Genomic DNA, 16,978 nt, shown 5'->3' on the forward strand with positions numbered 1-16,978 from the left:
CTGGCAAGGTGGGCCCATGGTCGATCGGGGAGCGAGCGCATCGTCCCTCCCGGAGGACTGGCCCGCCCATCCGGAGCCGATCCTGGCACTCAACCGCATGGGCGGCTTCGACTGGGACCTGGACACCGGGCAGTTCGCCATGGACGCCCGCGCCCACGAGATCTTCGACCTGACCCCCGACGAGTACGACGGCAACCCCGAGAGCCTCTCCCCGCGCGTCCCCCCGGCCGAGGCCCTGCGCCTGGACACCCTGGTGACCCAGGCCATCAAGGACGGCAGCGAGAACTACGGCGCCTACTTCCGCGTCCGCCGCCGCGACGGCCGCCTGCGCTGGACCCACACCCAGGGCTACATCCGGCGCGACGAAACGGGCCGCCCCCGCCGGATCATCGGCATCGTCCGGGACGCGACCGACGAACTGCGCGACCTCGCCGCCCGCCGCGAGGCGGCCGCCCTCGACGACGCGCGCCGCGAGCAGACCAACGTCGTCCAGCTCACCACCGCCGCCCTGGCGCACGCCCGGACCGTGAAGGACGTCATCGACGTCCTCAAGGACACCCACGGCCTCATCCATCTCGGCGCGACCAGTCTCGTCATGGGCCTGGTCGAGGCCGGCCGGATCCGGCTGATCGCCGAGGGCCCCCAGGGCAGCTTCGTGCCCGGCACCCTCGTCACCGGGATCGACGAGCCGTACCCCATGAGCGAGGTGGTGCGCACCCTCACCCCCCGCTTCATCGAGTCGTCCGACGAGTTCGCGGCCGGCTACCCCGTGCTGTGGCCGCACATCACCGGCCTGAAGATCACCTCGGCCGCCTATCTGCCGCTCATCGTCCAGGCCCGCCCGATCGGCGCGATGGGCCTGCTCTACAGCGACCGGCACGGTTTCACCCCCGAGGAACGCAACATCCTCGTCGCCCTCGGCAGCAGCATCGCCCAGTCCCTGCAACGGGCCATGTTCTACGAGCAGGAGAAGGACATCGCCCAGGGCCTCCAGCAGGCCATGCTGCCGCGCACCATCCCCAGCGTGCCCGGCGCCGACATCGCCGTCCGCTACCGCGCCGCCACCATCGGCGGCTCCCACGGCCGCGACATCGGCGGCGACTGGTACGACCTGATCCCGCTGCCCGGCGGCACCCCCTCCGGCGCAGGCCGGGTCGGCGCCGTCATCGGCGACGTGCAGGGCCACGACACGCACGCCGCCGCCGTCATGGGCCAGCTGCGCATCGTCCTGCGCGCGTACGCCTCCGAAGGACACACCCCGGCCACCGTGATGGCCCGCGCCTCCGTCTTCCTCCACGAACTCGACACCGACCGCTTCGCCACCTGCCTCTACGCCGAGGCCGACCTGGCCACCGGCGTCGTCCAGATGGTCCGGGCCGGCCACATCGACCCGCTGGTGCGCGCGACGGACGGCACCTGCCGGCGCCTCTCCGTCCCCGGCGGACTGCCGCTCGGCCTGTCCGCCGAGTTCGGCTGCCTCGACTACCCCGTCGCCACCCTCGAACTCGACCCCGGCCACACCCTGCTGCTGTGCACCGACGGGCTCGTCGAACAGCCCGGCACCGACCTCGACGACGGCATGCGCGCCCTCACCGAGCTGATCGCCACCGGCCCCGACGACGTACGGGAACTCGCCGACCGGCTCATCGACGTCGCCGAGGAACGCGGCGGTGACGACGACGTGGCCCTCCTCCTGCTCCGCCGGTACGGCACGGACGCCTCCCGGACCGGCAGCCGGCTCCAGCAGCACGTGGCGCCCGGCGACCCCGAGGCCCTCACCCACGCCCGGCACATGATCCGCGCCGCCGTCCGCTCCTGGGGCGCCCGGCAGCGCTCCGACGACGTCGAACTGGCCGCCGACGAACTGATCACCAACGCCCTCATGCACACCGAGGGCGCCGCCATCGTCACCCTGCGACTCCCCGCCGGCGTCGGCCGCCGACTGCGCGTCGAGGTCGAGGACTCCTCCAGCGCCCTGCCGCGTCGCCGCGAGGCCGGGGACTCGGGCGTCTCCGGCCGCGGTCTGCTCCTGGTCGACCTGCTCTCCGACAAGTGGGGAGTGGAGGCCCGCGGCGGCGGCAAGTGCGTGTGGTGCGAGTTCGGCGTGCCGGAACCGACCTGAACACCGGGCCCGCCGACGGCACCGCGGACGTGCGCCGGAACTCTCCGGGGGAGCATGCAAGGACCTCCTCCGCCGAGGCGGCTCACCAGTGAGGCGCACCGGCCCGGTGCGCCGCCGCGGTCGGCGCGGCCAGGGCCGGCGCCGGGACGGCCAGGCCCTTCGCGATCGCGGTGAGCGTCCCCGCGCCGCCCGCGGCCCCCGGTGAGCGGCGGTCACGGCGGGTGCTCGGGCCGTGCCGGGCCGAGGCGGCCGGCAGGAGCGCGAGAACGGCGGTGACCGGGGAGAGGGTGAGCGGGGTGAGCGGGGTGAGCACACCGGGTTCTCCGACGTGCTCCGTGAGGTCGGTCCCGTTGCCCGGCTCGTGGTGCACCCGCGGCCCCGCGGCCCGCGCCGCCAGGGCCTCTCGTCGGGATCAGGCCGGGCTCGCGGGGTCCGGCCTGACCCGGCCTGATCCCGACGAAAGACCCTAGGGCTTGAGCACGACGAGGGTCTCGCCGGTCATCGTCCGCACCTCGTAGCGCGCGATCTCGTCGGTCCGCATGGTCGCGCCGCCCTTGATGGTGTTGGGGCGGGCGTCGTGGTCGGGGACCGTCCAGCTGGTGACGGTCTCCTCCGAGCCGTCGTGGCCGATGACGATCAGATGGCAGGCGCGCGGGCCCGCGGCGTCCTTCACCTCGAGTTCGACCTGGCTGCCCCAGAGTTCGTCCTCGGAGGTCACCTGCGCCCACACGCCCGACCTCTGGTCGGTCGCCGCGACGACCCGCGCCGGCTCCTCACCGCCGGCGGCGGCCGTCATGGCGAGCACCGGCCCCGCGACGGCGGCCACGACGGCCGCGGCCACGGCGTACAGCAGCCGGCGTCCGACGGCCCGGCGCCGGGCGGCGACCTCGTGGAGGAGACGGTCGAGGAGCTGCGGGCCGGGGCCGGCGAAGGGATGCACGGCGCGCGGCGTCGCCCTCCGGTACAGCATCAGTTGGCGGGTGGTGGCACCGAACTCGGTGACCTCCGCCGCGCAGCGAGGACACTCCATGAGGTGGTCCTCGAAACGGAAGGCCTCCGCCTCGTCCAGCACACCCAGCGCGTACGCGCCGACGTCGCGATGCCTCTCCAGGGACCTCATGCCGAAACCTCGCGCCGTTGAGTGCCAGTGGGGTTACTCCTTGCTCCCACCGGTACGGACCAGGCAGCGGAATCACTCAAGTCACGTACCGAATCGTGACCCAGATGTTCGGAGCGGTCCGGCCCGTGGATTGGTCCGGATGCGGAAAAGCTAGAAAAGATGGATCGCGAGGTGCCCGAGGGGCAGACCGAGCTGCCAGGCGGGCGTCCAGACCTTGGGTCCCTCGTCCTCGCCGGCCGGCGCGCCGCCCGGCACCGCGTCGAGGTCGGGGGCGAGCAGTTCGGTCTCCTCGAGCCAGCGCCAGGCCTCCGACGCCAGCTCCAGATCGGGGTCGGGTCCTTCCGACTCGGCCGCCTCGGCGGTCAGTTGTGACATACGTCCGGCGACCCAGTCCTGCCAGGGCTGGTCGTACGCCGTCAGCGAAAGCCACGTCTCCAGCTGGGTGACCACCCGGATCCCGGGCAGTTCGCCGTCGGTGTCGGACAGGAAGACGGTCAGTGCCAGGGCGTCCCGCCCGGCGCGGAACTCGAAGGACGTCGGCGGCATGAGATCGCCGGTCCGCAGCAGTTCGTCGGCGATGTACTCGGCGTACAACCAGGCCATGGGGACGGTGAGTTCCCCGCCGTCGGTGCCGTCCGTGCTCTGATGACCTCTGTGCAGCATCCCTTCCTGCCTTCCTCCGGTGCGTGCGCTTCCCTCGGCGCCGGAAAACCGGCGACCGGGCCCCATCCGGAACACGGATAAGGACACCCGATTACTCAACCGGGGTCCACGGCAAGGCGCTTTACGGAGGTTTGACTCGACCGTGGGTTTCAGCCCAGGTCGGGAGCGTAACCGGGGAGCACCCGGCGCAGGGCGCGCAGCGCGTAGTACGCGCGGGACTTCACGGTACCGGGCGGGATGCCGAGGGTTTCGGCGGCCTCCGCCACACTCGCCCCTCGGAAATACACCAGCACCAGGACTTCACGGTGTTCCGGAGTGAGTGTCTTCACAGCCTCGCGGACGTCGAGCGCGGCGGCGGCCCGGTCGGCGTGGTCGCCGCAGACCGGCGCGTTCTCCAGCACCGCGTCCCCGACCTCGGCCGGCCGTGCCTGCCGGGCCCGCCGCGCGTCGATCGCGAGCCGCCGGCCGACGGTGAGCAGCCAGGGCCGTACGGAGTCGAAGGCGTCGGTGCGCAGGGCCTCGGGATGCTGCCAGGCGCGTACCAGGGTCTCCTGGACGAGGTCCTCGGCGCGCTGGCGGTCGCCGTCGCACAGCCTCAGCAGCAGCGCGAAGAGCGGCCGGCCGTGCTCACGCTGGAGCGCGGCGAGTTCGTGTTCGGCGGTCGTCGTCCTGGCGGTGAGGGTGGTCCCGGCGGTCATGCGCGTATGGCACCCCAGGGCGCCGGTTCGGGACAGGGTGTGCACAAGGGTCTGCGGCGGACGGTCGATCGCGTCGACGAACGGTTCGACGAACGGTCCGGGCTACGCCGATCGCGCGCATCCGCCCCGGCGGCGGGAGCGCCGGGGCCGTACGCGTCCGCACATGGATTAGTAGTGATACATGCGTAAATACGACGAGTCATGGGCGATGGGGTGATGCAGTGATCGCGCGCAGACACCAGGTGGCCCTGGCCCTCACGGCCCTCCTCGCGGCGGCCGCGGCCTGCCAGGCCCACGACCGCGAACCCTCCTCCGGACACCCCGCCCCCGGGCCGAGCCGCGGCTTCACCCTCGTGGCCACCGGCGACATCGTCCCGCACGCCTCGGTCGTCGACCGGGCCCGCTTCGACGCCGGCGGCACGGGCCACGACTTCGGCCCGATGTTCGCCGGGATCCAACCCGTCGTCTCCGGCGCCGACCTGGCGCTCTGCCACCTGGAGACCGTCCGCCTCGCCGCCGACCCGGCCGCCGCCGCCCCGCCCCGGCTCGCCGCGGCCCTCGCCGCCACCGGCTACGACGGCTGCTCCACCGCCTCCGACCACGCCCTCGACGACGGCCCCGACGGCGTGCGCCGCACCCTGGACGCCCTCGACGGCGCCGGCGTACGGCACGCGGGCACCGCCCGCTCCGAGGCCGAGGCCGCCGCCGTCCCGCTCCTGAGCGCCGGCCCCGCGAAGGTCGCCCACCTCGCCTACGCCTACGACACCGACGGCCGGCCGCTCCCCGACGGGCAGCCCTGGGCGCTCTCCCTGATCGACGAGAACAAGATCGTCGCCGATGCCCGCAACGCCCGCCGGGCCGGCGCCGACGTGGTCGTCGTCTCCCTGCACTGGGGCACGGAGTGGCAGGACGCCCCGGACGACCGGCAGCTCGCCCTCGCCGGAACCCTCACCGCCTCCCGCACCGGCGGGCGCCCCGACATCGACCTGATCCTCGGCAGCCACGCCCACGTCCCGCAGGCGTACGAGAAGGTCAACGGCACCTGGGTCGTCTACGGCCTCGGGGACCAGGTGGCCGGCGAGACGCCGAACAGCGCCGGCGTCGTCGACCCGCGCGCCAACCAGTCCAGCGTCGCCCGCTTCACCTTCTCCCCGCCCGCCCGGCCCGGCGCCCGCTGGGAGGTGACGAGGGCCGCCTTCGTCCCCGGTCTGTTCGACCTCGACGCCGGCCGCGTCGTCGACCTCGACAAGGCCCTCGCCCAGGGCGCCGACGTGGGGGGCGTGCGCGACCGCATCCGCGACCTCGTGCTCAGCCGGGGAGCGGCCCAGGACGGGCTGGTGACGGGGGAGTAGGGGAGGCGCCGGCTACGGCACCACCGTCACCGGCCACCGCCCCGCCTTCACCAGCCGCACCGCCACCGACCCCACGATCCGGTGACCGGCCTGCTCGGAGGCGCCGACCACCACCGCGTCCGCCTTCAGCTGGTCCGCGGCCTTCACCAGCCCGTTGTACGGGTCGCCCTGGAAGGTGTGGAACTCCCAGCGCACGTCGAATATCCCCCGGGTCCGTTCGGTGGCCTCCCGGATCTGCGCCACGATGTCCTGGGCGATCTCGTCGGTCGCCTCCGCGACCGGCGCCCCGAGCGCCGCGCTCGCCGCCATCACCGGCTGCACGTACACCACGGCGAGCAGGGCGCCCTGGCGCCGGGCCAGACCGGCCGCGTAGGCCGCGGCGCGCAGCGAGGGATCGGAGCCGTCCACGCCGACGAGGACGACCTTCGGGCCGTCCGTGCCCCGTTCGAACGGGGAAGGGTGCTGTTCCGTCACGACGAGAGGCTATCGGAACCCGCAGGTCCCACCGCCGCGCGGGCCCGGCGGTGGGACCTGCGGCCGCGGCCCCGAGCGCCTTGACGGGGGCCGCCCCGGCCGACGACACCCGCCCCGGCCAGCCCGGAAGCCGCTTCCCCGGCCGGGTGCCGGACGCCGCCGAGGGCCGCCTCCGGCAGTCCCTGCACCTTCGGCGCCCCGGCCTGTTCCGCGCCCCGCCGCTCACCGTCCCGCCGCTCGCCGTCCCGCCCCTCGTCGTCCAGCCGCTCGCCGTCCCGTCGCCGTGCCTCGGGCCGCGCCCGGCGGGCCTGCGCCGCCGCTGATCCGGCCGGTGACCGCGGGGTGGCCGACCCGCTGCGCCGAGCGGGTGGATTCGTGCCGCCGGGGCGGTGGCGTTGTGGTGCGCCGGTCTCCGGCCGGGCGACTGATGACACATGCAGAAGGATCAGTTGTTCACGCGGCGCGGGGCGTTGCTCGCCGGCGCCGCCACCGTCGGCGCGGCCGGGACGGCCTCTCTGTTGGCGTGGGGGACGGGCGCGGGGACACCTGCCCGCACCGGTGCCCCGGCGGCCGGTGCCCCCGCCTACCGCCTCCCCATGGGACCCTCCGCCTACCGCCTCCAGCCGCTGACCGGCTACGGCCCCCCGCGCACCACGGTCCGCACCCCCGTGCGGCGCGAACCGCTGCTGCGGATCACCGGCCGCGGCCGCACCATGGTGCTCACCTTCGACGACGGCCCCGACCCCCGCTACACCCCGGGCATCCTCGACACCCTGGCCGAGTACGGCGTCCACGCGATGTTCTTCGTGTGCGGGGAGATGGCCGCCGACCACCCCCACCTGCTGGCCCGGATGGCCGACGAGGGACACACCGTCGGCAACCACACCTGGTCCCACCCCCTGCTGACGAAAATGACGCGCCGTCAGATCCAGTCCGAGATGACCCGCACCAGCGAGGTCATCGAGAACGCCTACGGAGAGCGGCCCCGCTGGTTCCGAGCCCCCTACGGCGCCTGGAACCGCGCCGCCTTCCAGCTGGGCTCCGAACTCGGCATGGAGCCCCTGGCCTGGACGGTGGACACCCTGGACTGGACCACCCCGGGCACCGGCACCATCGTCGGCCGGGTCGAGGACGGCGCCGCCCCCGGCGTCGTCGTCCTCTCCCACGACGCGGGCGGTGACCGCACCCAGAGCGTGCGGGCCCTGCGCCGCTATCTGCCCCAACTCCTCGACTCCGGCTACCACATCACGGTGCCGCAGCGGCAGCGCGCCTAGGGTCTCTCGTCGGGATCACGCCGGACCGGGGAGCGGACTCCGGCGTGATCTCGACGAAAGACCCTGGAACCGCACCGTGGCCGTACCGGTACCGGTACCGGCCGGGCCGCCCAGGAGCCCCCGGCCGGTGAGCCGAGCGGTCTGCGATCCCCGCATGAGCGACGCCCTCCCCGCCCGCGGTCGAGGAACTGCCGACCGCCCGCCCGGTCGGCGGTCCGTTCAGCGGACCTCGACCAGGCGGGCGAAGGCGACCACGTTGCCGTCGTAGCCGTTCGCCTTGGAGAAACCGCCACCGCAGGTGATCACCCGGAGTTCGGGGGCGCCCTTGGAGGCGTAGACGCGGTCGCCGGGGAAGTTGTTCTTCTCGAAGACCTCGACGCCGTAGATCTCGAACACCGCGGTCTTCCCGTCCCGGCGGGTCACCTCGACGTGGTTCCCCTTCTTCAGGGCACCCAGGCCGTAGAACACGGCCGGCCCCTGCATGTTGTCGACATGGCCGACGACGACCGCGGTCCCCTTCTCACCGGGGGAGACGGCGCCGGTGAACCAGCCGGCCAGATTCGGGTCCTCCGGGGGCGGCGCGCCGACCCAGCCGTCCGTGTCCAGGCCGACCTGCATGACCGGGGCGTCGACCCGGATGGCGGGGATCCGGACCCGGTCGGGCTCCGCGAACGGCAGGGCCTGGACGGTCTTCCCGAAGGTGCCCTGGGCCGCACGGGCGTCGGCGGCCGCTGCGGAGGCGGGCTGCGGCGGGCCCGCGTCGAACTCCCCCGAACCGTTCCGGATGAGCGCGAGCCCGGTCAGCAGAACAAGCGCTATCACGCCCCAAGGAGCGCGCTTCTTCGGTCGCTCCTCCTCTTCCGCCATTCCGGACAGCTCGTACCCAGACATTCGCCATCCCCTTTCGACGCGGCCGTCGCCACGTCCTTTCGCGCATACGAGAACGCTAAGTCCCGCAACGGGAACCGGCGACGGGGCGGCGGCGAACGGGTGGCCCGCGTGTCCTTCGGTCCGCCATCCGAGTTGCCGCGCACAGGAATTTTCTGACGGCCCGTGACCTGCGGTGATATCCGATTGTGCGCATTTCCCTCGGCGTGTCCTCTCACCAGGACGGACCATTCCCGAAATGCGGGCCCGTGCACGGCATCTGAGGGTCGATCTGGGAGGCGCTCTCTCGCCGACAGACCGGGGACGGGCCCCGGGGCGCCTTCCGCGGAGGATCACATGCGAAACTCACGCGCCCTGGCGGCCGCGGCCACAGCGGTCGCCGTCCTCGGGCTCGCCGCCCCCGTGGCCGTCGCGGACGGTATGCCACCCAACCCGGGCAGCCAGAACGACAACAACTGGGTCGACCCCGGAAACAACAACGGCGGAAACCACTCGGGCAACGACAACTGGGGCGGGAACAACGGCAACGGAAACGGCAACGGAAACGGCAACGGAAACGGCAACGGCAATGGCAACGAGGGCGGGAACAACGGCGGTCACGGGGGTGACAACGGCGGCAACGGTGGGGGCGGTGGGGGAAACAACGGCGGTGGCAACGGAGAGAACAACGGTGGGGGCAACGGTGGAAACGGTGGGGGCAACGGTGGAAACGGGGGGAACAACGGCGGTGGCAACGGTGGAAACGGGGGGAACAACGGCGGTGGCCACGGCGGCAACGGAGGGAACAACGGTGGCAATGGCGGGGGCGGTGGGGGCAATGGCGGGGGTGGCAACGGGGGAGTCTCCCCGAGCAACATCGTCGCGCTGCCCAGGGTCGTCGCCCGCGGTGGTCAGCTGACCGTCACCGTCGACGGCTGCCGGGGCGGCGGCACCATGAGTTCGGACGCCTTCCGGACGACCGGTCTCAGGCCCGTCAACGGCTCCCACCACACGGCGCGGGGCACCGCGACGGTCAACAGCAACGCGCGCCCCGGCTCGCACAGCATCACCGTCAACTGCAACGGCCGTACCCTCACCAACCCCACCGCCTTCACCGTCATCGGCGGCGTCCGCGGCGGTCTCGGCGGCAGCAGCTCCAGCGGCGCCACCCCGACCGACGTGGCCATCGGTGGCGGGCTGGTGGCCGCCGCGGTCGTCGGCGGCGGGGTGTTCTGGATGCGCCGGCGTGCGGAACGCCGCGCCTGACGCCCCTCTCCGGACCCTTCGGACCGCGGCCGCCGCACGTCACGGGCCTTCGCCCCTCCCTTCCGGGACCGGGGCGAAGGCCGCCGCACGGGTGCCGTCAGGCGGCGCCGTCCTCGCGCGCCCGCCGGCGCGAGAAGTGGTACGCCGCACCGACCGACCCCGCGACGAGCGCCGCGCCGAGCCCGACCTCCCGCAGGTCGAACCCGGCGACGGTCCCGCCCGCACCGGCCCGCACGGCGCGCGGGACCGCGTCGGGCACCGGGGTGGGGGTGACCGGGCGGGTGCCGGCGACGGTCAGCCCGGTGGAACGGCTGGCGCCGTCACAGGTGAACGTCACCCGGTACACCGCGCCGACCTTGAGGTCGAGGTCGACCGTCGTGGTGGCCGAGGAGCGGTGCGCGGCGATGCGCACCGAGTCGAAGATCCCCGAGGTGATGGTGGCGTCGCCCTTGCAGCGGCCGTTGCTCCGGTCGATCCGGAGGGTGACCTGGCCGCCCGCCGTGATCGTCGACGGCAGCACGCTGAAGCCGAACGGGGTGGTGCCGCCGCCGCCGTCGGCGGCGACGGCGGGCGGCGTGGGGAGGGCCAGGGCGCCGAGGCCCAGCAGTGCGGCCGAGGCGGCGCGTATCGCGTGCATGAGGTGTCCTCCGGTTTCCGAGGAGCAGCCGCGGTTCTTCTCCGCGCGTCTCGTCGCCTGCGCCTCGATGACCGAAACGCTAGGAACATGTGTGCGCTCCCGCGATCCCTGTCGCGCGAATGGGGCAAACAAGTGGGCCGGACGGGTGACGCGGGTCCCGCGACCGGGGGACGGAACCGGTGTGTCGCCCGCCGTCGCCCCGGCCGGTGCGGGTACGGCGCCTCGTGCGGGCCGGGCCGGCCCGGGCTCGCGGGGTCCGGCCCGGGCTCGCGGGGTCCGGCCCGCACGAGAGTCCTCAGCCCCCGGCGTCGGGGAAGAGGCGGAGGAAAGGCTCGGCCGACGCCGCGATGCCCCGGCTGTAGGGCGCGTCGAAGTCCCAGATGAGGAACAGCAGGAAGGCGATCAGCGCGGAGAACAGTCCCGCCAGGACGAGTTCCCGGGTGGTGCGGCGGATCTGGAGCGCGAAGACCATGCCGACGGTGACGACGGCGCCGGTGATCAGCCCGAACCAGACCACGCCGGGCATGGTCGCCCCGGTCGAGCCGGCCCGGTTGTTGCGGGCCTGGTCGGCGGCGGCCATCTGGTCGAGGAGCGGCTGGTAGGCCTGGGCCTCGAAGTCGGAGGCGGGCCGGTGGTCGGTGAGGTCGACGCGGAGCCGTTCGAGGAGTTCGTCCCCCCGCTCGGTCACCTCGCCCTTGTCGGCCATGGCCTTCCACTCGGTGGTGACGACGTGGCCGACGTAGGCGTCCACGTCCTCGCGGATGCGGTCCCGGACGCCGGGCGGGTACACCCGCACCCGCTCCGAGATCTCGTGCAGCGACTGGGCCTCCGCCTGGACGTGGTCCTGGGCGACGCTGCGGGCCTCCCAGACGCCGGCGATCGCCAGGCCCAGGACGATGGCGTACACCACGCCGATCCACATCGTCATGTACTCGATGACGTCCGGGGTCTCGGACGGGTCCTCGTCGTCGGACACCCTGCGGTGCCGGACGAAGGTGACGGCGATCACCACCACGCACGCGGCGACCATCGCGAGGGTGAGAACAAGCCATTCCGGCAAGAGATGCCTCCTGGAGGGGCGTCAGCGGGGCCGCAGCGCGGCGACGGCGATGACCGCGGGCGCGGTGATGAGCAGGACGTACACGACCGGCGACCGGTGGTGCCGGACCGGCGCCCGGCGTGGCTGTGCGCGGTGGGCCGGGTACGTCACGGGCGACGCGGACGGCCGCGGGGCGGGCGCGATCGGCGGTGCGGGCGTGGGCTTCGGACGGGGTTGCGGCGCGGAGGGCGGCGGCGGGAGGGGGACCGCGGGCTTCGGCGGTGCGGGCCGCGGGGGCTCGGGCCGTGCCCGGGGCGGCGGGGCCGGCGGTGGCGTGGGCTCCGGCGCCGGCTCGGGGGGCGGTTTCGGTGAGGGCTTCGGCGCCGGTGGCGTCGGTTTCGGTGGTGGTGGCGGCGGGGGTGGGGGCGAGGGTTCGGGGTCCGGCGGCGTCGGTGTCGGGCACCCCGGCGGGGCCGGCCACCCGAGGTTCCCCGCGACCGCCACCGCCTCGGTGCCGTCCGGGCCCGTCGAGGCGTACGCGCAGGCGTCGGCCACGGCCGTCCCGGCCGGTGCGGCCATGAGGATCCAGGCCACGGTCACCAGGGCCAACGCCCTGGTCAGCAGGGCGGATCGGGTCGGTTCGGATCCATGCACGACGCGATCATGGGGCCTCGGGCGCGGGTACACGCCGGCGCGCGGGGCGATTGCCCCGAACGGGGGAAGCTCGCCGCGCGAGGTTTGCCCGGAGTGCGCTCGCACGTCCGACCGCGCGCACTCGCGTGCGAGCGGACCGCGTGCGGTGATGTGCACGCGGTGGTGCGTACGCGGTGATGTGCACGCGGTGGTGCGTACGCGGTGAGTTGTGCATGCGGTGGTGCGTACGCGGTGATGTGCATGCGGTGGTGCGTACGCGGTGATGTGCATGCGGTGGTGCACCCATGGTGGTGCGCGGGCGGACCGCGCACGAGTGCGGGCCTGCCGCGCTTGCTCGTTCGCCGGTGCACCGCCGGTGCACCACGGGTGGCGGTGCCGAGGAGGCGGCCCGAAGCGGGCGGTGGCACAGGTGGCGAAAAGAATTTCGTGCCGCCTTTGAACACGACGCCCCCCGCCGTGCGTACCCATGGCCGTGCGGCGGCGCAGCAGGGCGTTGCAACACGCTTGGGATGATCGGGGAGTTGAAGATGAAGACCTCCTGGCGGAGCGCCTCACTCGTGGCGAGCGCTGTGTCTGTTCTGGCGCTGACGACGGCGTGCGGTCAGGAAGGCGGTACCGCGGCCTCCAGCCAGAACGTGGGTGTCACGGCCCCGGCGGGCACCGTCGCGGGTGTGGGCACCGGCTACGGAAGCGTCGGCGCGGGCACCAGCCCCAGCGCGAGTGCGCCGGCGGCCGAGGGCGGCGCGCAGGCGGGCACTGCGGGCCAGCTCGCCGTCTCCGCCAACGCCGAGCTGGGCAAGGTGGTGATCGACGCCGCCGGCATGACGCTGTACCGCTTCGACGCGGACACCGCGGAACCGCCCAAGTCCAACTGCGACGGCGACTGCGCGACGACCTGGCCGCCCGTGCCGGCCGACGACGCCACCGCCGGCGACGGCATCGACAAGTCGCTGCTCGGCGAGGTCACCCGCTCCGACGGCAGCAAGCAGCTGACCGTCGACGGCTGGCCGGTGTACCGCTACGCCAAGGACACCAACGCCGGTGACACCAACGGCCAGGGCGTCAACGGCAAGTGGTTCGCGCTGGCCCCCGACGGCAAGAAGGCCAAGTCGGCCTCCGGCTCCGGCTCCGCCGCCGCGCCCGGTCTGTCCGTGCGCAAGGACCCCAACCTCGGCGACATCGTCGTCGACAAGAACGGCATGACGGTCTACCGCTTCGTCAAGGACAAGGCGTGGCCGAAGCCGGTGACCGCGTGCCTGGGCGCCTGCCTCGAGAAGTGGCCGGCCGTCGCCCCGGTCGCCACCAACGACACCGAGGGTGTCCAGAAGAAGGGCCTGATGAGTTTCACCCGGCCCGACGGCGTCAAGCAGATGACCGTCAACTGCTCGCCGATCTACACCTTTTCCGGCGACAAGTCGCCCGGCGACATCAACGGCCAGGGCGTCGGCGGCACCTGGTACGCCGTGGCCCCCGACGGCAAGCTGGTCGGCGCGCCGAAGCAGTAGGGATCACCTCCGCGGGGCCGGCCCCGCTCCCGCCACGGCTCGTACGACCCCGGTCCGCCCCCTCCGCGCCGCACGGAGGGGGCGGACCTCTGTGCGGCGGGCGGCACCCTCCCCCACCCGCCGTGCGCGGGTTCCCTCACCCGCCGTGCGCGGGTGACTTCGCCGTGTTCGAACGGCTCGGGAACGCTCCGGAGCACATCGGGTACTTTTCGTGAGCACATTCGGGTATGTCATTTCGGCACGTGCCGCAGGCAGTGACCGGGAACGGACGGTCAATTTCCGTTTCCGCTCGCCCTGTTGGCGGGCGATCAGTAGCCTCTGCTCGAACACCGGATCGCCTACGCCTTGGAGAGATAGATGGATCGTCCCGCCTGGGCCCCACGGAGCATCGACATCTCCGTGCCCAGTGTCTCGCGGATCTACGACTACTACCTGGGCGGTTCGCACAACTTCGAGGTCGACCGGGAAGCGGCCCGCAGGGCCATGGAGTTCATGCCGGGACTCCCCAAGATCATGCAGGCGAACCGGGCCTTCATGCGCCGCGCGGTGCGCTACGCGGCCGACTCGGGCATCACGCAGTTCCTGGACGTCGGTTCCGGCATCCCCACCTTCGGCAACGTCCACGAGGTGGCCCAGGCGGCCCGTCCCGGTGCCCGCGTCGTCTACTTCGACCACGACCCGGTCGCCGTCGCGCACAGCCAGGTGGTGCTGGGGGAGAACCCGGACGCCGGCGTCGTCGCCGCCGATCTGCTCAAGCCGCGGGAGATCCTCGCCAGCCCCCAGGTGGAGCAACTGATCGACCTGGAGCGCCCCGTGGCGCTGCTGCTGGTTGCCATACTGCACTTCGTGGAAGACGCGGACGACCCGTACGCTGCGGTCGCCGAGCTGAGCGCCGCGCTCGCGCCCGGCAGCCTGCTCGTCCTCACGCACGCCTCGTACGAGGGGATCCCCCTGCCGCAGGGGCGGGCCGAGGGCGCGGTGGACGTGTACAAGGACATTCGCAACCCGCTGGTCATGCGCTCGCGTGACGAGATCGCGCGGTTCTTCGAGGGGTACGACATGGTGGAACCGGGACTGGTGCCGATGCCGCACTGGCGGCCGGAGACGGCACCGGAGGACGAGGACCCGTATGCCTTCTCCGGTTTCGCGGGCGTGGGGCGCACTTCGTGACCGCCGAGCAGGACGGGCCGGAGGACAGACTGCGGCGGTTCGCGACGATCTGGAGCCGGGCGGTCTTCCCGGTCACCTCCACGTCGCTGACCCGGCCGGAGTTCGAGGAACGACTGCTGCCGCTGGCCCGGCGGTTGAGCGAGGCGCTGCGCGCCAGGAACTTCGACGCGGAGGCGGCCAGAGCGGTCGGGGCCGCTCTCGTCGGCACCCACTGCACCGACCCGGACGCCCTCGCCCACAGCCTGGACTGCATCGACGCCTACCTGGTGCTCTACTGCGGCGAGGGCGGCCCCCAGGAGGACCTGCGCACCCGCTGCTCCCGGCTCCAGCACGCCATGGCCGCCGGGTTCGCGCACGCGCTGCGTGAGCGCACGCTGGCCGAGCAGGAGGCCATCGCACAGGCCGCGTTGCGGGCCCAGGGGGTGGTGGCGCAGGCGCTGCACGCCAGCGAGGCCCGCTTCCGCGCGGTCTTCGAGGGCGCCGCGATAGGGATCGGCATCGCCGACCTGGAGGGCAACATCCTCGAGGTCAACGGCGCCCTGGTGCGCATGTTCGGCGGTGGCGAGCAGGCGGTGCGCGGCCGCAACGTCAGCGAGTGGACGCACGCCGACGACGCCCCCCAGGTCTGGCGGCTCTACGAGGAGCTGGTGCGCGGCGAACGCGAGCACTACCACGTGGAGAAGGCGTTCTACCGCCCCGACGGAACGGTCCTGTGGACCAACCTCACGGTCTCGCTGCTGCGCGACGCCGACGGGCGGCCGCAGTACCAGCTGGCGCTGATGGAGGACACCACCGAGCGCCGGCTGCTCAACCTCCGGCTGCGCTACGAGGCCACCCACGACGCGCTCACCGGCCTGCCCAACCGCACCCTGTTCTTCGAACGCCTGGAGAAGGTCCTGGCCGCCGGGGACGGCCAGCGCTTCGGCCTGTGCTACCTGGACCTGGACGGCTTCAAGACCATCAACGACAGTCTGGGGCACGCGGCCGGCGACCGGCTGCTCGTCGAGGTCGCCGACCGGCTCCAGTCCTGCGCCACCGCGCCCGGCGAGATGGTCGCCCGGCTCGGCGGCGACGAGTTCGTGGCGCTGACCACCGGCCCCGACACCCACCGCGAGGTCGACGACCTCGCCGCGCGCATCATGAACGCCCTGGTCGCGCCCGTGCGCATCGAGGGCCGGGAGCTGACCGTGCGCGGCAGCATCGGCATCGTGGAGGGCCCGGCGGGGGAGCGCAGCCCGGCGGAGGTGCTGCGCAGCGCCGACATCACCATGTACCGGGCGAAGTCGGCCGGCGGCAACCGCTTCGAGCTGGCCGACCCCGAGGCCGACGCCCGCGCGATCACCCGGCACGGTCTGACGACGGCCCTGCCGGCGGCGCTGGAGCGGGGCGAGTTCTTCATCGAGTACCAGCCGCTCGTCCACCTCGGCGACGGCAGCGTGCGCGGCGCGGAGGCGCTGGTGCGCTGGCTGCACCCGCAGCACGGGGTGCTCGGCCCGGACCGGTTCATCCCGCTCGCCGAGCACACCGGGCTGATCGTGCCGCTCGGCCGCTGGGTCCTGGAGCAGTCGGTGCGCCAGGCCCGCGACTGGCGCCGGCGCAGCGGCGACACCGGCCCGCTGCGGATCAACGTCAACCTCTCGCCGTGCCAGCTCACCCACCCCGGGCTGGTGCAGGACACGGTCGACATCCTGGAACGCGCGGGCGTGGCACCGGAGGCGCTCTGCCTGGAGGTCACCGAGTCGGCCCTGATCGGCGCCGACGACGACCTGCTGAAGCCGCTGCGCCGGCTCGCCGAGATGGGTGTCGACATCGCCCTGGACGACTTCGGGACCGGTTACTCCAACCTCGCCAACCTGCGCAGGCTGCCGGTGAGCGTCCTCAAGCTGGACCGCTCCTTCACCCAGAGCATGCAGCAGTTCCCCGCCGACCCCGTCGACCTCAAGATCGTCGAGGGGATCGTCTCGCTCGCCCACAGCCTGGACCTCGCGGTCACGGTCGAGGGCGTGGAGACCGGTGCCCAGGCCGAGCAACTGCGCGTACTGGGCTGCGACACGGCCCAGGGCTGGTACTACGCCCGTCCCGGCCCGCCGGACCGCCTCCACGAGCTGGCCCTGGTGGACGCCACGGGCTGACGGCA

17 protein-coding genes and 1 pseudogene are annotated in these 16,978 nt (G+C 73.2%); 8 read left to right on the forward strand and 10 right to left on the reverse strand.

Going from position 1 to position 16,978, the window contains the following annotated elements:
* The first annotated feature begins 16 nt into the window (after window positions 1–16).
* Window positions 17–2,122, forward strand: a complete 2,106-nt coding sequence (locus ACH4N1_RS19185) for a SpoIIE family protein phosphatase (RefSeq protein WP_398098497.1) — start codon at window positions 17–19, stop codon at window positions 2,120–2,122.
* 82 nt (window positions 2,123–2,204) lie between these two features.
* Here the strand turns inward: ACH4N1_RS19185 and ACH4N1_RS19190 are convergent, their stop codons facing one another.
* The 4 genes from ACH4N1_RS19190 to ACH4N1_RS19205 all read right to left on the reverse strand — a co-directional run bounded on the left by ACH4N1_RS19190 (window position 2,205) and on the right by ACH4N1_RS19205 (window position 4,603).
* Window positions 2,205–2,492 (reverse strand): hypothetical protein, encoded by a 288-nt coding sequence (locus tag ACH4N1_RS19190; protein WP_398098499.1) that lies wholly within the window; start codon window positions 2,490–2,492, stop codon window positions 2,205–2,207.
* 96 nt (window positions 2,493–2,588) lie between these two features.
* Window positions 2,589–3,242: a zf-HC2 domain-containing protein gene (locus tag ACH4N1_RS19195; protein WP_398098500.1), complete on the reverse strand. Its 654-nt coding sequence runs from the start codon at window positions 3,240–3,242 to the stop codon at window positions 2,589–2,591.
* Window positions 3,243–3,392: 150 nt separating this feature from the next.
* On the reverse strand, window positions 3,393–3,905 hold the full coding sequence (locus tag ACH4N1_RS19200) for a hypothetical protein (RefSeq protein ID WP_398098501.1): 513 nt from the start codon (window positions 3,903–3,905) through the stop codon (window positions 3,393–3,395).
* A gap of 149 nt (window positions 3,906–4,054) precedes the next feature.
* Window positions 4,055–4,603 (reverse strand): sigma-70 family RNA polymerase sigma factor, encoded by a 549-nt coding sequence (locus ACH4N1_RS19205; RefSeq protein WP_366060976.1) that lies wholly within the window; start codon window positions 4,601–4,603, stop codon window positions 4,055–4,057.
* Between the two features lie 221 nt (window positions 4,604–4,824).
* On the opposite strand from ACH4N1_RS19205, the gene ACH4N1_RS19210 reads away from it, so the two are divergent.
* Entirely contained in the window at window positions 4,825–5,955 is a 1,131-nt protein-coding gene (locus ACH4N1_RS19210; protein ID WP_398098502.1) for a CapA family protein, read from the forward strand.
* Window positions 5,956–5,967: 12 nt separating this feature from the next.
* Here the strand turns inward: ACH4N1_RS19210 and ACH4N1_RS19215 are convergent, their stop codons facing one another.
* Window positions 5,968–6,429 carry a universal stress protein gene (locus ACH4N1_RS19215; RefSeq protein WP_398098504.1) on the reverse strand — a complete coding sequence of 154 codons (462 nt, stop codon included), beginning with the start codon at window positions 6,427–6,429 and terminating at the stop codon, window positions 5,968–5,970.
* A gap of 80 nt (window positions 6,430–6,509) precedes the next feature.
* On the opposite strand from ACH4N1_RS19215, the gene ACH4N1_RS19220 reads away from it, so the two are divergent.
* On the forward strand, window positions 6,510–6,752 hold the full coding sequence (locus ACH4N1_RS19220; protein WP_398098505.1) for a hypothetical protein: 243 nt from the start codon (window positions 6,510–6,512) through the stop codon (window positions 6,750–6,752).
* A gap of 111 nt (window positions 6,753–6,863) precedes the next feature.
* Window positions 6,864–7,703, forward strand: coding sequence for a polysaccharide deacetylase family protein (locus tag ACH4N1_RS19225; RefSeq protein WP_398098506.1), 840 nt, complete (start codon window positions 6,864–6,866; stop codon window positions 7,701–7,703).
* A 219-nt stretch (window positions 7,704–7,922) separates the two neighbouring features.
* Here the strand turns inward: ACH4N1_RS19225 and ACH4N1_RS19230 are convergent, their stop codons facing one another.
* Both ACH4N1_RS19230 and ACH4N1_RS19235 read right to left on the reverse strand, forming a co-directional pair.
* The gene (locus ACH4N1_RS19230; protein ID WP_398098507.1) at window positions 7,923–8,594 is read right to left on the reverse strand and encodes a class F sortase; all 672 of its coding nucleotides are present in this window, start codon (window positions 8,592–8,594) and stop codon (window positions 7,923–7,925) included.
* A 342-nt stretch (window positions 8,595–8,936) separates the two neighbouring features.
* Entirely contained in the window at window positions 8,937–9,359 is a 423-nt protein-coding gene (locus tag ACH4N1_RS19235) for a hypothetical protein (protein WP_398098508.1), read from the reverse strand.
* 28 nt (window positions 9,360–9,387) lie between these two features.
* Here ACH4N1_RS19235 and ACH4N1_RS19240 point away from each other — a divergent pair.
* A pseudogene (locus ACH4N1_RS19240) lies at window positions 9,388–9,836 on the forward strand (hypothetical protein).
* A gap of 97 nt (window positions 9,837–9,933) precedes the next feature.
* Here ACH4N1_RS19240 and ACH4N1_RS19245 read toward each other — a convergent pair.
* The 3 genes from ACH4N1_RS19245 to ACH4N1_RS19255 all read right to left on the reverse strand — a co-directional run bounded on the left by ACH4N1_RS19245 (window position 9,934) and on the right by ACH4N1_RS19255 (window position 11,683).
* Window positions 9,934–10,473, reverse strand: a complete 540-nt coding sequence (locus ACH4N1_RS19245; RefSeq protein WP_398098509.1) for a hypothetical protein — start codon at window positions 10,471–10,473, stop codon at window positions 9,934–9,936.
* Window positions 10,474–10,768: 295 nt separating this feature from the next.
* Window positions 10,769–11,533, reverse strand: a complete 765-nt coding sequence (locus tag ACH4N1_RS19250) for a hypothetical protein (RefSeq protein ID WP_398098511.1) — start codon at window positions 11,531–11,533, stop codon at window positions 10,769–10,771.
* 21 nt (window positions 11,534–11,554) lie between these two features.
* Complete coding sequence (locus ACH4N1_RS19255) at window positions 11,555–11,683, reverse strand: hypothetical protein (protein WP_382795735.1); 129 nt, start codon at window positions 11,681–11,683, stop codon at window positions 11,555–11,557.
* A 1,010-nt stretch (window positions 11,684–12,693) separates the two neighbouring features.
* On the opposite strand from ACH4N1_RS19255, the gene ACH4N1_RS19260 reads away from it, so the two are divergent.
* The 3 genes from ACH4N1_RS19260 (at window position 12,694) to ACH4N1_RS19270 (ending at window position 16,973) form a co-directional block, all read left to right on the forward strand.
* Window positions 12,694–13,671 carry an SCO0930 family lipoprotein gene (locus ACH4N1_RS19260; RefSeq protein WP_398098776.1) on the forward strand — a complete coding sequence of 326 codons (978 nt, stop codon included), beginning with the start codon at window positions 12,694–12,696 and terminating at the stop codon, window positions 13,669–13,671.
* Between the two features lie 357 nt (window positions 13,672–14,028).
* Window positions 14,029–14,841 carry an SAM-dependent methyltransferase gene (locus ACH4N1_RS19265; protein ID WP_398098513.1) on the forward strand — a complete coding sequence of 271 codons (813 nt, stop codon included), beginning with the start codon at window positions 14,029–14,031 and terminating at the stop codon, window positions 14,839–14,841.
* On the forward strand, window positions 14,838–16,973 hold the full coding sequence (locus ACH4N1_RS19270) for a putative bifunctional diguanylate cyclase/phosphodiesterase (RefSeq protein ID WP_398098514.1): 2,136 nt from the start codon (window positions 14,838–14,840) through the stop codon (window positions 16,971–16,973). The genes ACH4N1_RS19265 and ACH4N1_RS19270 overlap by 4 nt, the downstream gene beginning before the upstream one ends.
* Window positions 16,974–16,978 lie beyond the last annotated feature (5 nt).

Origin of the sequence: Streptomyces sp. NPDC017202, from assembly GCF_044331705.1 — a bacterium.
Taxonomy (GTDB): Bacteria; Actinomycetota; Actinomycetes; order Streptomycetales; family Streptomycetaceae; genus Streptomyces.

Excerpts from the sequence above, each read along its gene's own strand:
- ACH4N1_RS19265 (WP_398098513.1), top strand. The coding sequence starts at position 14,029 with ATGGATCGTCCCGCCTGGGCCCCACGGAGCATCGACATCTCCGTGCCC.
- ACH4N1_RS19200 (WP_398098501.1), bottom strand. The coding sequence starts at position 3,905 with ATGCTGCACAGAGGTCATCAGAGCACGGACGGCACCGACGGCGGGGAA.
- ACH4N1_RS19245 (WP_398098509.1), bottom strand. The coding sequence starts at position 10,473 with ATGCACGCGATACGCGCCGCCTCGGCCGCACTGCTGGGCCTCGGCGCC.
- ACH4N1_RS19195 (WP_398098500.1), bottom strand. The coding sequence starts at position 3,242 with ATGAGGTCCCTGGAGAGGCATCGCGACGTCGGCGCGTACGCGCTGGGT.
- ACH4N1_RS19260 (WP_398098776.1), top strand. The coding sequence starts at position 12,694 with ATGAAGACCTCCTGGCGGAGCGCCTCACTCGTGGCGAGCGCTGTGTCT.
- ACH4N1_RS19230 (WP_398098507.1), bottom strand. The coding sequence starts at position 8,594 with ATGTCTGGGTACGAGCTGTCCGGAATGGCGGAAGAGGAGGAGCGACCG.
- ACH4N1_RS19225 (WP_398098506.1), top strand. The coding sequence starts at position 6,864 with ATGCAGAAGGATCAGTTGTTCACGCGGCGCGGGGCGTTGCTCGCCGGC.
- ACH4N1_RS19185 (WP_398098497.1), top strand. The coding sequence starts at position 17 with ATGGTCGATCGGGGAGCGAGCGCATCGTCCCTCCCGGAGGACTGGCCC.
- ACH4N1_RS19205 (WP_366060976.1), bottom strand. The coding sequence starts at position 4,603 with ATGACCGCCGGGACCACCCTCACCGCCAGGACGACGACCGCCGAACAC.